Below are 18,080 nucleotides of genomic sequence, written 5' to 3' on the forward strand. Positions count from 1 at the left end.
TCACGCCTTGCCGAGGATGCGGTTCAGGTTGGTACCACAGACCGGGCAGACGCCCTTGGCCATCTTGGTGCCCTTGTCGTTGACCTTGATCTCGCCCTCCGCCTCGCGCTTCTCCTTGCACTTGACGCAGTAGAACTCGCCGCTCCAGGTCTCCGCCATGACGGCCTCCTTGCTTGTTTCTTCGTGGTCGTCGCGACGGGGTAGTCGAAGGGGAAGCCCGCCGGGGAACCCTGGCCTGCGCCAGTGCTCCGTGAGGGACCCTACGCCACGCTCGGCCCACGCTCACGCACCACACGCGCTGAGCGTGGAACCGCCTGATTCCACGCTCAGCGGCATCAGTACCCTCGGGCCATGCCCGACCACACCCCAGACCCCGTTCCTGGCCCCGTACCGGAGCTCCGCCACCTGCGTCTCGAGCGCCCCGCCGAGGGGGTCGCCCTGCTGCGGCTCGACAACCCCGCGATGCGCAACGCGATGAGCGACGAGATGACCGCGTCGTGGGTCGCGGCCATCGACGCGCTGGCCGCCGACCGGACCGTGCGCGCCGTCGTCGTGACCGGTGAGGGGAGCGCCTTCTGCTCCGGGGGCAACACCTCGTGGATCGCCAGCGAGCCGGACGCGACCGTCGACCACCTGCGCGCCAGGATGCTGCCGTTCTACCGCGCCTGGCTCTCTATCCGTCGCCTGGAAGTGCCGACGATCGCGGCCGTCAACGGGCACGCCATCGGGGCGGGCCTGTGCCTGGCCCTCGCGTGCGACATCCGGTACGCCGCTGCCGGGGCGAAGCTCGGCCTGCCGTTCAACAAGCTCGGCATGCACGCCGGCATGGCCGGGACGTGGCTGCTGCCCAACGTGGTCGGCCCCGCGCACGCACGCGACCTGCTGCTCACCGGACGCGTGGTCGAGGCCGACGAGGCCCTGCGCCTGGGCCTCGTCTCGCGCGTCATCGACCCCGACGTGTTCCTCGACGAGGTGCTCGAGACAGCGACCGGCATCGCGGCGACCGCCCCGATCGCCGCCCGCCTGACCAAGGTCGCGCTGGCGGACGGCGGCCACGCCGACTTCGAGGCGGCCCTGCAGTGGGAGGCACTGGCCCAGCCGATGACGCTCGCGACCGCCGACCTCCAGGAGGGGATCGCCGCCGCGCAGCAGAAGCGGGCGCCGCAGTTCCGCGGGGAGTGAGCCCGGGGAATGAGAGCGGGGAATGAGAGCGGGGAATGAGAAGGGGCCCCGCAGCCTTCGACGCCTGCCTTCCCCTGCTGACGTCGAGGAGGCCGTGGGGCCCTTCTGCTGCGCAACGCTAGGGCCGGCGCCGGGGGCGGTCAACGAATCGACGTCCACCCCTGTGGACAGGGCTGTGGACAGCATGTGCACGCCGCGCCCGTGATCGTGGAGGGTGACCCCCGGGGTGGGGAGGGTCCTGTGGGCGACACGCCCGGACGGGGCGACGTACTGTGCGGGTGACCAGCGGGTTCGAGGACCCTCAGGCTGTGGAGGAGAAGAAGGTGGGTGAGGAGTCGGCTGCCGCCGCGCGCGGACCGGTCGCCACGCTGCGACGCATCGCGTTCCTGATGGAGCGCCAGCGTGAGGAGACCCGCCGGATCGAGGCGTTCCGCAACGCCGCGCGCACCATCCTGCCGCTGCCCGAGGACGAGGTACGCGCCCGCGCCGACGCCGGCACGCTGACCGAGCTGCCCGGCATCGGCCCCAGCACCGCCGCGGTGATCACCGACGCGTGCCACGGCGTCGTCCCCGACCGCCTCGTGCGGCTGGAGACGACGTCCGGTCCGCTCGCCCGCGGCGGCGAGGAGCTCCGGGCGCTGCTGCGCGGCGACCTGCACTCGCACTCCGACTGGTCCGACGGCGGATCGCCGCTGGAGGAGATGGCGATGACCGCCATGGAGCTCGGCCACGACTACCTCGTGCTGACCGACCACAGCCCGCGGCTGCGCGTGGCCAACGGCCTGAGCGCGGAGCGGCTGGCCCGCCAGCTCGGGGTCGTGGACGCGGTCAACGAGCACCTCGGCGGGTCCTTCACGCTCCTCAAGGGCATCGAGGTCGACATCCTGGACGACGGCTCGCTCGACCAGACCACGCAGATGCTCGACCGGCTCGACGTGCGCGTGGCGTCCGTGCACTCCAAGCTGAAGATGGACGAGGCGCCGATGACGAAGCGGATGGTCGCAGCGGTGCGCAACCCGCACACCAACGTGCTCGGGCACTGCACCGGCCGCCTCGTCACCGGCAACCGGGGCACCCGCCCGCAGAGCCGGTTCGACGCCCGCGCGGTCTTCACGGCCTGCGCCGAGGAGGGCGTCGCGGTCGAGATCAACTCGCGTCCGGAGCGACGCGACCCCCCCACCCGGCTGCTCGAGCTCGCCCGCGACCTCGGCTGCCTGTTCTCGATCGACTCCGACGCCCACGCGCCGGGCCAGCTCGACATGCTCGACCACGGCGCGGCGCGCGCCACCGAGGCGGGCATCGATCCCGAGCGGATCGTCAACACGTGGGAGCGGGACCGCCTGCTGGAGTGGGCCTCGGCGCGGCTGTGACCCGCGCGTCCCGGTGCCGACGTGGGTGGGTGGGGCTAGGTTCGATCACATGAGCAGCCCCGCCGTCCCGCCCGACGTCGAGGTGCGCCGCTCGCGCCGGCGCCGGCGTACGGTCTCGGCCTATCGCGACGGCGATCGCATCGTGGTGCTCATCCCCGCCACGATGAGCAAGCGCGACGAGGCGACCTGGGTCGCCGACATGGTCGCGCGCGTCCAGCGGCAGGAGAAGCGCAAGCTGCACTCCGACGACGACCTGGTCGCCCGGGCCGCCAAGCTCAACGACCTCTACTTCGGCGGCCTGGCAGTGCCGGCGTCGGTGCGGTGGGTGTCCAACCAGAACGCGCGCTGGGGGTCGTGCACGCCCGGCGACCGCACCATCCGCCTGAGCGACCGGTTGCAGCAGGTGCCGGCGTGGGTCGTCGACTACGTCCTCGTCCACGAGCTCGCCCACCTGCTGGAGGCCGGCCACACCCCGGCGTTCTGGGCCTGGGTCGACCGCTACCCGCGGGCCGAGAAGGCCAAGGGCTACCTCGAGGGATACTCCGCCGCCGCCCGCCTCGAGCCGCCGCCCGGGGTCGAGTCCGACTGACCTCGTCCGCGGCGGTGCCGGAGCCGATCCTCCCCCAACACGGGGTAGGTTCCGGTGGACGGCGACCCGCGCGGGTCCCGGACTCGGACCATGCGTCCCATGTCCCCCTATGTCGCCAGTCGCCACCGGCCGTGGGCCCTCGCGGCCATCATGGTGGTCGCCGCCGCAGGCATGGCAGCTGCTGTGCTGCTCGCCGCGCCCTCACAGGCCGTCCCGGCGCACCCGGAAGCAGTCACCCTCACCCAGCCGGACGGGGAGAGGTTCAAGGCGCGGCTCTTCGGCGACGAGTGGTACAACGGCCACGAGACCGTGGACGGACACACCATCCTGCGGGGCGAACGGGGCGTGTGGCGCTACGCCCGCCAGGACGCGCGCGGTGAGCTGCGCGCGTCGGGGCTCGTCGTCGGTCGTGACGAGCCGGTCATGGGCAAGCACCTGCGCGACCGCGTGCTGACCGCCCGAGCGGAGCGGCACCGGAAGTCCGCCTCCCGGGAGGTGCGCATCGCCGAGGGCGTCGGCGGCCCAGCGGCGTCACCCTCGATCGGACAGGACAGGTCCCTCGTGATCCTGGCGACCTTCAACGACCAGGGCAGCCTCGGCACGACAGCAGCTCAGTGGAGCAGCGCGTACTTCAACCCCACCAAGAGCGTCTCCCAGTACTACGCCGCCAACTCGGGTGGTCAGTTCGGTCTCGTCCCGGCCGCCGAGAGCCACGGCACGGTCAACGACGGGGTCGTCGGCTGGGTCAACGTCGGGATCAACCACCCGAACAACTCCATCTCCGACGTCAGCAACCGGCTCGCCACCCGGGCCGCCATCCTCGCTGCCGACCCCTACGTGAACTACGCGGCGTACGACACCGACGGCGACGGCGTCGTCCGCAACACGGAGCTGCACGTGACGGTCATCGCGGCCGGCCAGGAGGCCTCGTGCTGCGCCGGTCTCGGCGGCGCTCGGTCCCTGTGGGGTCACCACTGGGTGCTGCAGGGGACGGAGATCCCCAGCGTCGACGGCAAGTGGGTCGGCGGCTGGGGCTACACCCAGTTCGGCGAGATGCACGGCGACCACATGGCGGCCATGGGGATCATGGTCCACGAGATCGGCCACGACCTCGGCCTCCCCGACCTCTACGACATCGACCGCAGCTCCAGCGGCGTCGGCACGTGGAGCGCCATGGGTGGGGGATCGTGGGGCTACGTGCCAGGTGTCGACCCCTACGAGGGCATGACCCCGCCCCTGATGGATGCCTGGTCGCGCTCGTTCAAGGGATGGATCACCCCGACGGTGGTCACGGGCACGCAGACCACCACGCTGAACGCCGCCACGACCGGCACCGCCGGCGTGGCCGTGCAGATGCTCCCCAATCCCGACGGCCCCCACGACTGGAGCTGGCAGGGCACCGGAACGGGCGAGTACTTCCTGGTCGAGAACCGTCAGAGGACCGGGTACGACGCCTCCCTGCCAGGCGCCGGCGTGGTCGTGTGGCACATCGACGAGTCGAGGGGCAACAACGCGAACGACGTGGCCAGGCTGGTCGACATCGAAGAGGCTGACGGCGCCATGACGGGACGCGGAGACGCGGGTGACACCTTCAAGGCAGGAGGAGCCACCGCGTTCAACGGGGCCACGACCCCCAACAGCAACCTGAACAGCGGGGCACCGAGCGGCGTCTCCATGAGCGGAGTGAGCGCGACCAGCGCCTCGATGTCGGCGACCTTCACCGCCCCCGGCGGTTCGTCGACACCCGTCAACGACCACTTCGCCAACGCCACCGCTGTGAGCTCGCGCGTCTTCGACGCCACCGTCAACAACACCAGTGCGACAGCGGAGGCCGGCGAGTTCGCCCAAGCCGGCTGCCCGATCGGTCGCACCGTCTGGTACCGCTACACACCGGCCCGTGACGTCCGGGTCGCTGCCGACACGTCCGGCAGCGCGATCGACACCGTCCTCAGCGTGTGGCGAGGCACGTCGCTGGCGAACCTGACCGCCCACAGCTGCAACGACGACGTCTCGACAGGCACCGAGACGACGTCGCGCGTGCCCGAGTTCGTCGCCCAGGCCGGACAGACCTACTACTTCCAGGTGGGTGGCTACTACGACAGCGCTGCCAACACCGTGGCCGTGGGCAACATCCGCACCCGCGTGCGGGTCCGCCCGCTCAACGACGACTTCGCCCAGGCGACGACCCTCGCCGGGACCGGCGGGGCGGCCACGGGCAACAACCAGAACGCCTCCAAGGAGCCGGGCGAGCCGCCGATCACCGGCAACGCCGGCGGAGGGTCGGTCTGGTGGAGCTGGACCGCTCCGAGCTCGGGGCAGGTGGTCGTCGACACCCAGGGGAGCGGCGCGCAGGTCGACACCCTGCTCGGTGTGTACACCGGGGCATCGGTCAACGGGTTGAGCCTGGTGGCGGAGAACGACGACATCGACGTGACGGGCAACCGGTGGAGCAGGGTGACGTTCGACGCGGTGGCCGGGTCGACCTATCGGATCGCGGTCGACACCTACGACAACGCGTCACAGGGCGAGCTGAAGGTCAGCTGGAGCCTGGCGGCGTCCTCGACACCGGGTGCACCGACGAACGTCACGGCCACCGCGGGGGATGCAAGTGCCGTCGTGTCGTGGTCACCCGGACCGGACAACGGGTCGCCGATCACCGGGTACACCGTGACCGCGAGCCCGGGAGGCATGACCAAGAACGTCGGGGCGGCGGCGACCAGCACGACGATCGGCGGGCTGACCAACGGGACCGCCTACACCTTCACGGTTCGGGCGACCAACGCGCTCGGAACGGGCCCGGCCAGCGCACCATCGAACCAGGTCGTCCCAGCAGCGGTGGTCGTCGCGACAGACCTAGCGGTGTCGATGTCGCTCGTGGACCGACCGGAGCAGACGGGGTTCGCCTACCGGGTGCGCGTGGAGCGCACCGGCGCGACCTCAGGCACGCCGGTCGAGGTGTCCGCGACGGTGCCAGCGAGCGTGGTCCTCGAGTCGCGTGCCGGCTGTGCGGGCGGCAAGGTGCTGGTCTGCGACCTCGGAGCGGTCGCGAGCGGCACTGGGGCGGTCCTCGACCTCGGAGTCCGGCCCCTGTCGCCCGGACCGCACGAGGCATCCGCGTCGGTCGCGGCGCCTGACGCCAGCCCGGGCAACAACAGCGCGTCCGCGCGGGCTGGGGTCGGGTTCGTGTGCGACAACACCCCGACGGGAGCCAGGGACAAGGTCGTCGGCACGGCAGGCGACGACGTCCTGTGTGGTCTCGGTGGAGGCGACACCATCTCCGGCCGCGGGGGCGACGACCTGCTCTTCGGCGGTCGGGGCGACGACAAGCTCGACGGCGGGACGGGCAAGGACTGGCTCTACGGCAACGAGGGGAAGGACCGGCTGGTCGGTGGGCCGGGTCGCGACCGCCTCGACGGCGGGCCCAAGCGCGACACCTGCTCGGGGAGGTCGGACAAGCGCGTGTCCTGCGAGCTCTGACTCGAGTGCCGTCAGGCCCGTGCGCGGGACCGCACCCGCGCCACCGCGGCGTCGACCAGCGCGTACATGTCGTCGAACGTCGCGGGCAGGGCGTCCACGGGCCACCAGCGCACGTCCAGCGACTCCTCGCTCGCGGCGTGGGAGGCACCGGGCTCGGCCGTGGCGAGGAAGCGTACGTCGAGGTGGTGGACGGTGCCGCGGTCGGAGCAGAACTCCACCGCGTGCTCGTCGAGGCACAACGGGTCGTGGTCGAGCTCGAAGTCGGTGAGCCCGGACTCCTCCTCGAGCTCGCGGCGCGCACCGGCCGCGAGTGAGCCGTCCCCGGGCTCAAGGTGACCGCCGAAGGCCAGCCACGCGTCGGCCTTGCGATGGTGGTTGAGCAGCACCTGCTCGCCATCGGGGGAGACGACGATGGCGCCGGCTGTCAGGTGGTCGGGGAAGCAGGACTTCGCCAGTCCGTCGTCGTGGGCGTCCAGGTGGGCCAGGAAGCGGGCCCGGAGCCCGGCCTGGGCGGGGGAGGGGGCGGGCCAGACGGTCAGGGTCGCGACGGCGCTGGCGTGCGGGAGGCTCACGCGGTGGGGCGCTCGTCGCCACCGCCGTCGAGCAGGTCGCGCAGACCGGCGTCGAACTCCTCCTCCGACAGCTCGCCGGGCGCCACCGAGTCCTCGCGGAAGCCCAGCGGGTCGTCGAGGTCGGCGGCCGTCGGCAGCAGGTGTGGCGACATCCACACGCCGTCGCGGGCCTCCGTGCCCTGACGGGTGCGCAGCGATCCCCACAGGGTGGCGGCGTCGCGCAACCGGCGCGGGCGCAGCTCGAGGCCGACCAGCGTCGCGAAGGTCTGCTCGGCCGGGCCGCCGGCGGCGCGACGGCGGCGTACGGTCTCCTGGAGCTTGGCCGCGGCCGGCATCCGCTCCGCAGTGGCCTGGCTGACCACCTCGTCGACCCAACCCTCGACCAGCGCGAGGGTGACCTCGAGCTTCTCCAGGGCGGCCTTCTGGGCGGGGGACGGCTCGGGGTCGAAGAGGCCGCCGGCGAGGGCGTCCTGCATCGCGGCCGGGTTGGTCATGTCGACCTCGCGCAGCTTGGCCTCCATCCCGGAGGTGTCGAAGTCCATCCCGGCGCCGTACTCGGCGACCGCCCCGATGAGGTGGTCGCGCAGCCACGGCACGCCCGCGAAGAGGCGCTGGTGGGCGGCCTCGCGCAGCGCGAGGTAGAGGAGCACGTCGTCGGTCGAGACGTCGGGGAGCTCGTCGGCGAAGGCCGTGACGTTGGTGGGCAGCAACGCCGCCCTGCCGATCGGGCCCAGCGGCAGGCCGATGTCGGAGGCGCTGAGCACGTCGCCGGCGAGGGCGCCGAGCCCGCTGCCCACCTGCGAGGCGACCATCGCTCCGCTGGCCTTGCCGAGCATCGCCATCAGCGGGCCTGCGAGCTGCCGCATCTCCTCGGGCATCGCCTGGCCCAGCGCCTGGGTCGCGGACCCGGCGATCGGCTCCACGAGCACCTTCCAGACCGGGATGGTCTCCACGATCCACTCCGCGCGCGACCACGCGGCGGTGGTCGTCACGCCGGACGGGAACTCGGTGGTGGTGTCGAGCCAGTGGTCGGCGAGGCGTACGGCGTCGGCGACCGCGCTCGACTGCGCCGCGCTGACGGCGGGGTCGGGCTCCTGCGCGGCGGCGCGGCGGGCGAGGTCGGTCACGGTGTCCCAGTTGACGGGCCCGTCGTGGGGCGCGAACAGCGACTGCATCTGCGCCATCAGCGCGTTGAGGTCGGGCATGCCGCCACCGGCGCCGAACCCGCCCATCTGGGAGAAGATCTGCTCGAAGGGCGTGCCCTTGAACGGGTTGTCGTCGTCGGGGCCCTGACCGGACTGTCCGGGGCCTCCGGGGGTGTCACTCATGGCATCCACGGTACTCACCGCGCCCAGCACGGGCACCCCTCCTCTCCTAGACTCGGCCGGGTGACCGATCCCGTACGCCTCGTCGACATCCGCGACACGCCGCTCGACGTCACCGAGGTCGTCGACGCGCTCGGCGACGACGGCGCCGGCGGCCTCACCCTCTTCATCGGCCAGGTCCGCGACCACGACGGCGGCAAGGGCGTGACCGCGCTGGACTACTCCGCCCACCCGACCGCGCTCGCGCGCCTCGAGGACGTCTGCCGGCGGGTGGCCGCGGAGCACGACGTACGCGGCGTGGCCGCCGTGCACCGCGTCGGCGAGCTGCGGATCGGCGACCTCGCGGTGGTCGTCGCGACCACGGCCGCGCACCGCGGTGACGCGTTCGCGGCGTCGCGTGCCCTGATCGACACCCTCAAGGCCGAGGTGCCCATCTGGAAGCACCAGGTCTTCGACGACCGGACCGAGGAGTGGGTCGGCACGCCGTAGGGCCTCCCTGTTCCTGTGCGCCCACGCGCCTAGGCTCGGCGCGTGGAGATCCTGCTCTGGCTCGTCCCGTCGGCCGTCGTCACCGCCGCCGCGATGGCGTGGGTGTCGTGGGCCGGGCGCGACGGCCGCGGCGAGGTCGACCGCGACGTCGCCGTACAGCGGCTCGGCAAGGCCCTCGGCAAGGACCTGCCGGCCGGCACGCGGCGTACGTCCCCTCCGCTCCGCGACCGCAGCACGGGCATCGCCGTGCGACCCAGCCACGGCGCCGGTGCCGACCGCGGTGCCTCCCGTCGGGCGGGCTGAGGCGCTGGCCGGGACGACGGCGGACGGGCCGGGTGTCGGCTGGGTGCCGGTGAGTTGCTGCCGTTTGAGAGAGTTGCGTCCATGAGTCAGCGGACCGGGGCGGGTTTGGTCGCGCTGTGCCTGCTGGCGGTGCTGTGGGCGACCGCCGTGTTCGTGCCGCTGCCCTACGTCACCTACTACCCCGGGCCGACCGTCGACATCCTCGCCGAGTCCGACGGCGACGAGATCGTGCAGGTCGCCGGGCGCGAGGCCTACTACGACGACGGCGAGCTGCGGATGACGACCGTCTACGTCAGCACCCCGCAGGAGGACGTCACCCTGCCCGAGCTGCTGCGCGCCTACTTCGACCCCGACGCGGCCGTGTGGCCGCGGTCGTCGATCTATGCGCCCGACGAGACCGACGAGTCGAGCGACCGCGAGTCCGAGGCCGCGATGGTGTCCTCGCAGGACACCGCCGTGGCGGCCGCCCTCACCGAGCTCGGCGAGGAGGTCGACCCAGTCGTCGAGGTCGTCAGCGTCACTCCCGGACTCCCGGCCGACGGCCGGCTCGAGGTGCGCGACCGGCTGCTCCGGGTCGACGGCGCCGAGATCGCCGACGCCCAGGACGTCGTCGACGCCGTGGACGCGGCCGCCGAGGGCGAGGCGCTGACCTTCCTCGTACGCCGGGGCGGGGAGGACGTGAGCGTCGACGTCACGCCGGAGGAGGTCGACGGCGACCTCCGCATCGGGATCACGCCGGGGATCGGCTTCGACTTCCCCTTCCGGGTCAGCGTCGACATCTCCGACAACATCGGCGGTCCGAGCGCCGGACTGATGATGTCCCTCGCGATCTACGACACGCTGACCCCGGGGTCGATCACGGGCGGCGCCGACATCGCCGGCACCGGCACCATCACCCCGGCCGGCGAGGTCGGCCCCATCGGCGGGATCCAGCAGAAGATCGCCGCCGCCCGCGACGCCGGCGCCGAGCTCTTCCTCGTGCCCGCCGACAACTGCGACGGCATCGGGGGAGTGGACCCCGGCGACATGCGCCTGGCCCGGACGACCACGATGCACCGCGCCGTCGAGACCCTGGCCGACTGGGTCGCCGACCCCGACACCGAGCTCCCCACCTGTGAGGACACCGCGTCATGACCGAGCTGCCCGACCAGCCCCTGCCCGAGGACCCGGCCCTCGCGGCGGCCGTCCTCGAGATCGAGGCGCACGTCGCCCAGGACGGCTGGGACCAGCCGGCGCGCCTCTACGCCCTCGTCGACACCGCGACGCTCGTCGCGCAGGAGCCGGCGCTCGCGGCGGCGATGTCGATCGACGGCCCGGGCGACGAGGGGTCGTTCACGCCGATCGAGCAGGACGGGCTGCCGCCCGGCCAGGCCCTCGAGGCGGCGCTCCACACGATCGCGTGGCCCGACAGCGTGACTGGGTGCGCCGCCGTGATCGAGCGGCTCGTGCTGCCTCCCGGCACCGACGACGACATCCCGGACGACCCGACCGCCGCCGAGCTCTTCGCCCGCGAGCACCCCGACCGGCAGGAGGTGCGGATGGTCGCCGGTGCGACCCGCGCCGGCGCGTCCTACTGCGCCCTGCGCCTGCGCGCCCACGACGACGAGCAGTCCGTGGTCAACGGCACCGAGCTGGTGCCCGGTCTGCTCGAGCTCCTCCACGCGACGTTGCACGACCCCCAGACCCGCCCCGACGAGAACCCCTGAGCAGGCCATGAGCAATCCCTTCGATCGACCCAGCGGACCCGACGGACCGAGTGGCCCCAAGCGACCCGGTGGGTCCGGCGGCCCCGGCGGTCCCGCTGGCGGTGGGGGCGCCCGGCCCGCCGTCGCCTCGCGCCGCCCGGGCGCCCTGGTGATCACCGCGATCATCCTCGTGCTCGCCTTCATGCTGCTCAGCGGCTTCGCGTCCTTCTGGACCGAGCGCCTGTGGTTCGGCTCGGTCGGCTTCCAGGACGTCTTCACCACGCTGCTCCTGACCCGCATCGGCCTGTTCCTGGTCTTCGCCGGCCTGATGGCCGCCACGGTGGCGACCGCGATGGCGCTCGCCTACCGCTTCCGGCCGGTGCTGTTCCCGGGCATGCCGGGGCTGCCCGACGACGGGATGGACCGCTACCGCGAGCTCCTCGCGCCCCGGATGGGATGGGTCATCGCGGGCGCCTCGTTGCTCATGGGCCTGTTCGCCGGCGCCTCGGCGTCGGGCCAGTGGCGCAGCTACTCGCTGTGGCGCCACTCGCAGACCTTCGGCACCACGGACCGTTACTTCGAGAAGGACGTCGGCTTCTACGTCTTCGACCTGCCCTTCTGGCACTACATCGTCGACTACGTGATGGCGCTCGCCGTGGTCGGGCTCATCGCCTCGATCCTGATGAACTACCTCTTCGGCGGGATCCGGCTCTCGGCCCGCCCGGGTGAGCGCCTCACCAGCGCCGCGCAGATCCAGGTCTCCGCCCTGCTGGCCGTCTTCGTGCTCGCCAAGGCGGTCGACTACTGGCTCGACCGCTTCGACCTGGTCACCAACTCCGGCTCGATCTTCACCGGCATGGGCTACACCGACGAGAAGGCGGTGCTGCCGGCCAAGGAGATCCTCGCCGGCATCGCGATCGTGTGCGGCCTGCTCTTCCTCGCCAACATCTGGCGACGCACGTGGTTGCTGCCGTCGGTGGGCGTGGCGCTCTTCGCGCTCTCGGCGATCATCCTCGGGCTGATCGTGCCGACGGTGGTCCAGGCGATCCGGGTCAACCCCAACGTCCCGGACCGCGAGGGCCCGTACATCAAGGCCAACATCGACGCGACCCGGGCGGCCTACCAGCTCGACCAGATCGACGTTCGCAACGTCGGCGGCACGGCCGTGACCGAGGACGGCCGTCTCGAGGCGCTGGACGGGATGACCGACGGCATCCCGCTGGTCGACCCGCAGATCGTCAGCGAGATCTTCGAGCAGCAGCAACAGGTCCGCGCCTACTACTCCGTCCCCAACGTGCTCGACGTCGACCGCTACGAGATCGACGGCACGGACCGCGCCGTCGTGCTCGGCGTGCGCGAGCTCGACCAGAGCGGGCTCGCGGAGAACGACCAGAACTGGTCCAACCTGCACACCGCGTACACGCACGGCAACGGCGTGATCGCCGCCTTCGCCAACCAGCGTCCCGAGGACGACTCCACCCAGCAGACGGGCATCCAGTGGGCCGAGGGGGCGGAGGCCGACGAGAACACCCTGTCCCGCCTGGCCGGCGAGGACGGCTACGAGACCAGGGTCTACTTCGGTGAGCAGAGCCCGTCGTACAGCATCGTCGGCCTCGACCCCGACGGCGGTCCCGTGGAGTTCGACCTGCCGCGGGGCGACCGCAGCGAGGAGGACGTCGCCACGACGTACGACGGTGAGGCGGGGGTGAAGATCGGCAACGTCTTCACGCAGCTGCTCTACGCCGTGCGCTTCGGCGAGCCCAACCTGATCCTGTCGAGCCGCGTGCACGAGAACTCGAAGATCCTCTACGACCGCAACCCGCGCCAGATGGTGGAGAAGGTCGCCCCGTGGCTGACGGTCGACTCCGACCCCTACCCCGCGGTCGTCGACGGACGGATCCAATGGATCCTCGACGGCTACACCGTCACCGACAAGTACCCGCTCTCGCAGCGCGAGTCGCTCGAGGAGATGACCGACGACTCCCTGCAGGAGAACACCGGCTTCCAGACGCTGCCGACCGACGAGATCAACTACCTCCGCAACTCGGTCAAGGCGACGGTCGACGCCTACGACGGCACCGTCTCCCTCTACGAGTGGGACGAGGAGGACCCGATCCTCAAGGCGTGGACCGAGGTCTTCCCCGACGTCGTGCAGCCCAAGGAGGACATCCCCGACGCGCTCGAGGAGCACCTCCGGTATCCCGAGGACCTGTTCAAGGCCCAGCGCTTCCAGTTCCAGCGCTACCACGAGACCTCGGCGTCGGCCTGGTTCGAGGGATCGAGCCGGTGGGAGGTCCCCAGCGACCCGCAGAGCCCCAACCGCCTGCAGCCGCCGTACCGCCTCTTCACCGACACCGGTGAGGGCGAGACGTGGTCGCTGACGTCGGTCTACGTGCCGCGCGACAAGGAGAACAACCTGGCCTCCTACATGGCGGTCAACAGCGACGCGACGACCGACGACTACGGCAAGGTGTCGGTGCTGGAGCTGCCCAACGAGCCGACCGGCGGGCCGCTGCAGATCGCCAACACGTTCGCCACCAACGAGGACGTCAGCCAGGCCCTGCTGCCCTACACGACCGGTGACGCCGACCGCGTGCCCGGAAACCTGTTGACCGTGCCGATCGGCGACCAGTTCATGTACGTCCAGCCGGTCTACACGCGCCGCGCAGGAGAGTCGAACTTCCCGATCCTGCGCTTCGTGCTCGTCTCGTACGAGAACCGTGTCGGCATCGGCACCACCCTGGCCGCTGCCATCGAGGACGCGCTGACCTCCGACTCGTCGACGGACGGCACGGGTGAGGAACCCACCGAGGAGCCGACAGAGGAGCCCACCGAGGAGCCCACCGAGGAGCCCACCGAGGAGCCGACGAACACGCCGGGGGAGAACCCCACCCCCGGTGGTGACGCCACCGTCGAGGAGCTGCTCCGCCAGGCCGAGGCCAAGTTCGCCCAGGCCGACGCGGCGCAGCAGGCCGGCGACACGGTGCGCTGGGCACGCCTGATGGAGGAGGGCCGCGATCTGGTCGAGCAGGCGGTGCGCCAGCTCGGCTGACCCCGATTTGGGCTCTGCGGACCACCCCTGTAATGTTCTGTTCACCGACGCGGGGTGGAGCAGCTCGGTAGCTCGCTGGGCTCATAACCCAGAGGTCGCAGGTTCAAATCCTGCCCCCGCTACAAATCCGAGAGGCCCTCACAGTCTGACTGTGAGGGCCTCTCGCATGTGCGCAACCATGTGGCGGGGGACTGCAACGACGCGTGTGACAGGCATCGCGTGTTCGATCGTCGCGAAGAATCCTGGCGTGCTGATCACAGACCGAGGTCCCGGCCGATGAGCTCCTTCATGATCTCGTTGGACCCGGCCCAGATCTTGGTGACGCGGGCGTCTCGCCAGGCGCGGGCGACGCGGTACTCGTTCATGAAGCCGTAGCCGCCGTGGAGCTGCACGCAGTGGTCCAGGACGGTGTTCTGGACCTCGGAGGAGTACCACTTGGCCTTGGCTGCGTCCGCCGGGGTCAGATCGCCCTCGTTGTGGGCGAGCACGCACAGATCGAGGTAGCCCTCGACGACCTCGATCTGCGTGAAGAGCTCTGCAAGGAGGAACTTGTTGTGCTGGAACCGGCCGACTGACTGCCCGAACGCTTGGCGTTCCTTCGTGTACTCGAGGGTCTCGTGGAGGATCTGCTTGGCGTGCGCGACGTTGGAGACGGCGCACCCCAGTCGCTCCTGGGGCAGCTTCTCCATCATGTGCATGAAACCCATGTTGAGCTCGCCGATGATCTCCGCGTCCGTGAGGCGCACGTTGTCGAAGAACAGCTCTGCGGTGTCGGACTCGTCCTGGCCGACCTTGTCCAGCTTCCTACCCCGCACGAAGCCCGGGCTGTCCGCCTCGATCGCGAAGTGCGTGATGCCCTTGGCACCCTTCCCGGGGTCGGTGCGTACTGCCGTGATGACGAGGTCGGCGGAGTAGCCGTTGGTGATGAACGTCTTCGAGCCGTTGATGATCCACTCGTCGCCATCCCGCACCGCTGTCGTCCTGAGCGCGCCCAGGTCTGAGCCGCCGGACGGCTCTGTCATGCCGATGGCGAGGAGCGTCTGACCCGAACAGACACCGGGTAGCCACCGCTGCTTCTGCTCCTCCGTGCCGAGGTCGACGAGGTCGGGCGCTGCAATGTCCGCGTGGATGCCCCAGCACGAACCCAAGGCCGCGTTGACGCGGTTCAGCTCTTCGAGGACGACGGCGTTGAAGCGGTAGTCCCCAAGCGTGGACGCCGCCGTGGGCTTCTGGGACTTCGAGGCCGAGGAGCCCCTGCTCGCCGGCCGCGAGCCACATCCCACGGTCCACCTGCTTGTTCGCAGCGTGCTCGTCGACGTACGGCGACACCGACCGCTGCACGAACTCCCGTACGGACGAGCGGAACGCCTCGTGGTCGTCGTCGTACAGGCGGCGCTTCACTGCGGCGTCCCGTCGGCGCCCGTGACCGCTGTCGAGCAGGTCCAGCACGAGTTCTGGGCCCCGGGAACGAATCGACGGGTCCAGAACACGTACCACGTGAGGGTCGGCAGGCCGCACGCGGTGACGTTGGAGCCGTTACGCCGTACATGCACCGTTCCCCAAGGGCGACGTTCCCCATGGGCTGAGGCCTTCTGTGGTCCGGTGACCTGCCAAGGGACCTGTTCGAGGGGTGCAGTTCGCATTGGTGGCTCCTGTTCACGACGCTCGGGCGTGCCAGCTTCTGTAGGGATGGGGTAGTGGAATCAGCCGTGGGGTAGGCCGGCGCCGTGGCGCTGGAAGTCGAGCAGTCGTTCGTTCTCGTAGGCGATCCGCTCGGACGTGTGCTCCAGGTGTCGGAACATCTGCTTCAGATCCCGGACACCGTTGCTCGACTGGCGCCTGACCTGGTCCGCGAGCTCGACCGCTGCGGTTTCTGTCTGGTCGGCAGGCGTGACGCGATGCACCAGGCCGTACGACGCCGCTTCGGCGGCGCCGACCGTGCGCCCTGTGTAGACGAGCTCCTTGGCGCGGGAGAGTCCCACCAGCTGCGTGAGGCGAGCGGGTCCGACCGGCACGCCGAGCCGGGCTCCGGCCCAAGCGAGCTTGAGGTTGTCGCCCGCGACGCGGAGGTCGCAGCCCGCCACGATCTCGGCTCCCGCCCCGACGCACGCCCCCACGCAGGCGGCGATCGTGGGGACCGGGACGTGCTCCAGGCGGTGGTACAGCTCGGCGAACGCCTCCATCCGGGCCACCCCGGACTCGGTGTCCAAGGGCTCGGTGACGTCGGCTCCGGCGCAGAATGCGTCTACCGACGTCGTCGACAGAATGAGCACCCGCAGTGCCGAGTCCTCGGACAGCTCCGTGAGCGCCATGACAAGCTGCCGGAGGGTGGAGCTGTCCAAAGCGTTGCGGTTGGCGGGCCGGTCGATGCGAAGCAGTTCAACGCCGTGCTCGTGGCGTTCGCGCAGGACGCTCATGTGCCCGGGGGCGGGGTCGAAGACGTCGAGCCGGTCCGCGTCAGCTCGCGCTTCAAGATCTTCCCGGTCGCGGTCATTGGAAGGCTGGGGACGAGCTCCACGATGCGCGGGTACTTGTAGGCCGCCATCTGCTCCTTGGCCCAGGCGATCAGGTCGCTCTCGGTGAGCGAGGCGCCGGGCTCGAGGATGACGAACGCCTTGATCTCCTCACCGTGGCTGTCGTGGGGTACGCCGACCACCGCGGCCAGGCTGATGCCAGGGTGCGTGATGAGGACCTCCTCGATCTCGCGCGGGTAGACGTTGAAGCCGCCCCTGATGATGAGGTCCTTGGTCCGGTCGACGATGTAGTAGTAGCCGTCCTCGTCGCGGCGCGCCAGGTCGCCGGTGCGGAACCAGCCGTCGCTGTTGAGCACGGCAGCGGTCGCTTCCGGGCGCTGGTAGTAGCCCTTCATCACGTTGTGTCCCTTGATGGTGATCTCGCCAACCGCGTCGGGAGCCCACATGATCTCGGTCCAGGAGTCGGGTTCGATGAGCGTCATCTCGACGCCGGGGATCGGCTTGCCGATGGAGCCGGGGCGCGGCGGCGCGCCGAGGGGCGCGAAGGACGCGACGGGGGAGGTCTCGGAGAGGCCGTAGCCCTCGGCGATCGACACGCCGAAACGCTTCTCGACCTCGCGGTGGATCTCGACCGGGAGGGCAGAGCCGCCGGCGATCGCGATGCGCAGGTTCTTCCCCAGGGTCTGCACGTCGGTGTCGCTGTCGAGGGCGCCGAGCAGTCCCCAGTACATCGTCGGGACACCGGCGAAGACGGTCACTGACTCGCGGAGCATCGCCTCGATCGCGGGTGCTGGCTCGAAGCGAGGGAGCATCACGATCGTTCCTCCGAAGGCGAAGGCCCCGTTCTGGATGACGGTCTGCCCAAACGAGTGAAACAGGGGGAGCACGCACAGGTAGGTGTCGGGTCGGTCCTCGTCGCAGCCGAACAGCTCCCTGCCCGCCATCGCGTTGTCGCGCATGTTGCGGTGGCGGAGCTCTGCACCCTTGGGTTGGCCGGTCGTGCCGGAGGTGTAGAGGATGACGGCTGTGTCGTCCTCGTCGGTGGCTGCTGTCGCGAAGGTGGTCGGGCGGTCCGCCATCGCGTGGCCCAGGGTCTGCATGCCGTCGATCGGCGAGGGAGCTTGGGGGTCGGCCGTGATGAGGAACAGGTCCGCGCAGCCCTCTGCCTGGTCGAAGCCGGCCTTGGCCTCGACTCCGATCGGCAGCTCTGCGGTGCCTTGGAACGCGAAGAGCGCCTTGGAGTCGGAGTCGTCGAGGTGGTAGGCGACCTCACGTCCCTTGAGAAGCACGTTCAGCGGGACGACGACGGCGCCGGCCTTGAGGATGCCGTAGTAGACGATGGAGAACTGGGGCAGGTTGGGGCACATCACGGCGACCTTGTCGCCAGGCCGGATCCCGCGGTCGACGAGGAGGTCCGCGACCTGGCTGGCTGCCGCGTCCACTTGGCCGTACGTCAGGCGCGTGGACCCCAGGACGAGCGCATCGCGCTCGGGATGCTTGCGGGCTGAGTCCTCGAGCAGGTTCGACAGGTTGTGCATGGGTGTAGGGACCTTTCGGGAAGC

Annotated in this window: 14 protein-coding genes, 1 tRNA gene and 1 pseudogene; 10 read left to right on the forward strand and 6 right to left on the reverse strand. The window is 70.7% G+C overall.

Annotation, left to right across the window (positions count from 1 at the left end):
- The gene (locus tag EXE59_RS23785; protein WP_090969683.1) at positions 1 to 159 is read right to left on the reverse strand and encodes a DUF5679 domain-containing protein; all 159 of its coding nucleotides are present in this window, start codon (positions 157 to 159) and stop codon (positions 1 to 3) included.
- Positions 160 to 351: 192 nt separating this feature from the next.
- Between EXE59_RS23785 and EXE59_RS12585 the strand changes: the two genes are divergently transcribed.
- From EXE59_RS12585 to EXE59_RS12600, 4 genes are all read left to right on the forward strand, one after another.
- Positions 352 to 1,182: an enoyl-CoA hydratase/isomerase family protein gene (locus EXE59_RS12585; protein WP_135839209.1), complete on the forward strand. Its 831-nt coding sequence runs from the start codon at positions 352 to 354 to the stop codon at positions 1,180 to 1,182.
- 308 nt (positions 1,183 to 1,490) lie between these two features.
- On the forward strand, positions 1,491 to 2,552 hold the full coding sequence (locus EXE59_RS12590; RefSeq protein WP_281280310.1) for a PHP domain-containing protein: 1,062 nt from the start codon (positions 1,491 to 1,493) through the stop codon (positions 2,550 to 2,552).
- 49 nt (positions 2,553 to 2,601) lie between these two features.
- The gene (locus EXE59_RS12595) at positions 2,602 to 3,141 is read left to right on the forward strand and encodes a M48 metallopeptidase family protein (protein ID WP_135839210.1); all 540 of its coding nucleotides are present in this window, start codon (positions 2,602 to 2,604) and stop codon (positions 3,139 to 3,141) included.
- Positions 3,142 to 3,240: 99 nt separating this feature from the next.
- Positions 3,241 to 6,618, forward strand: coding sequence for a M6 family metalloprotease domain-containing protein (locus EXE59_RS12600; protein ID WP_168218501.1), 3,378 nt, complete (start codon positions 3,241 to 3,243; stop codon positions 6,616 to 6,618).
- A gap of 11 nt (positions 6,619 to 6,629) precedes the next feature.
- Here EXE59_RS12600 and EXE59_RS12605 read toward each other — a convergent pair whose 3' ends face one another.
- Positions 6,630 to 7,190, reverse strand: coding sequence for an NUDIX hydrolase (locus EXE59_RS12605; protein ID WP_135839212.1), 561 nt, complete (start codon positions 7,188 to 7,190; stop codon positions 6,630 to 6,632).
- A complete protein-coding gene (locus tag EXE59_RS12610) occupies positions 7,187 to 8,518 on the reverse strand; it encodes a zinc-dependent metalloprotease (protein WP_135839213.1) in 1,332 nt (443 codons plus the stop codon). Before EXE59_RS12610 ends, EXE59_RS12605 begins: the two co-directional genes overlap by 4 nt.
- Positions 8,519 to 8,578: 60 nt before the next feature.
- On the opposite strand from EXE59_RS12610, the gene EXE59_RS12615 reads away from it, so the two are divergent.
- The 6 genes from EXE59_RS12615 (at position 8,579) to EXE59_RS12640 (ending at position 14,166) form a co-directional block, all read left to right on the forward strand.
- The gene (locus tag EXE59_RS12615; protein ID WP_135839214.1) at positions 8,579 to 9,004 is read left to right on the forward strand and encodes a molybdenum cofactor biosynthesis protein MoaE; all 426 of its coding nucleotides are present in this window, start codon (positions 8,579 to 8,581) and stop codon (positions 9,002 to 9,004) included.
- 42 nt (positions 9,005 to 9,046) lie between these two features.
- Positions 9,047 to 9,307 carry a hypothetical protein gene (locus EXE59_RS12620; RefSeq protein WP_246056765.1) on the forward strand — a complete coding sequence of 87 codons (261 nt, stop codon included), beginning with the start codon at positions 9,047 to 9,049 and terminating at the stop codon, positions 9,305 to 9,307.
- An 81-nt stretch (positions 9,308 to 9,388) separates the two neighbouring features.
- A complete protein-coding gene (locus EXE59_RS12625; RefSeq protein WP_135839215.1) occupies positions 9,389 to 10,441 on the forward strand; it encodes a YlbL family protein in 1,053 nt (350 codons plus the stop codon).
- The gene (locus EXE59_RS12630; RefSeq protein WP_135839216.1) at positions 10,438 to 11,013 is read left to right on the forward strand and encodes a PPA1309 family protein; all 576 of its coding nucleotides are present in this window, start codon (positions 10,438 to 10,440) and stop codon (positions 11,011 to 11,013) included. Before EXE59_RS12625 ends, EXE59_RS12630 begins: the two co-directional genes overlap by 4 nt.
- Positions 11,014 to 11,020: 7 nt before the next feature.
- Positions 11,021 to 14,044, forward strand: coding sequence for a UPF0182 family membrane protein (locus EXE59_RS12635; protein WP_135839217.1), 3,024 nt, complete (start codon positions 11,021 to 11,023; stop codon positions 14,042 to 14,044).
- A 48-nt stretch (positions 14,045 to 14,092) separates the two neighbouring features.
- Positions 14,093 to 14,166, forward strand: a tRNA-Met gene (locus EXE59_RS12640).
- A gap of 132 nt (positions 14,167 to 14,298) precedes the next feature.
- Here the strand turns inward: EXE59_RS12640 and EXE59_RS12645 are convergent.
- From EXE59_RS12645 to EXE59_RS12655, 3 genes and pseudogenes are all read right to left on the reverse strand, one after another.
- Positions 14,299 to 15,445, reverse strand: a pseudogene (locus EXE59_RS12645) (acyl-CoA dehydrogenase family protein).
- Positions 15,446 to 15,747: 302 nt separating this feature from the next.
- A complete protein-coding gene (locus EXE59_RS12650) occupies positions 15,748 to 16,461 on the reverse strand; it encodes an enoyl-CoA hydratase/isomerase family protein (protein ID WP_135839218.1) in 714 nt (237 codons plus the stop codon).
- Complete coding sequence (locus tag EXE59_RS12655) at positions 16,458 to 18,056, reverse strand: long-chain-fatty-acid--CoA ligase (RefSeq protein WP_135839219.1); 1,599 nt, start codon at positions 18,054 to 18,056, stop codon at positions 16,458 to 16,460. Before EXE59_RS12655 ends, EXE59_RS12650 begins: the two co-directional genes overlap by 4 nt.
- Positions 18,057 to 18,080: the final 24 nt, after the last annotated feature.

It is taken from the genome of Nocardioides eburneiflavus, assembly GCF_004785795.1.
GTDB classification, from domain to species: Bacteria; Actinomycetota; Actinomycetes; order Propionibacteriales; family Nocardioidaceae; genus Nocardioides; species Nocardioides eburneiflavus.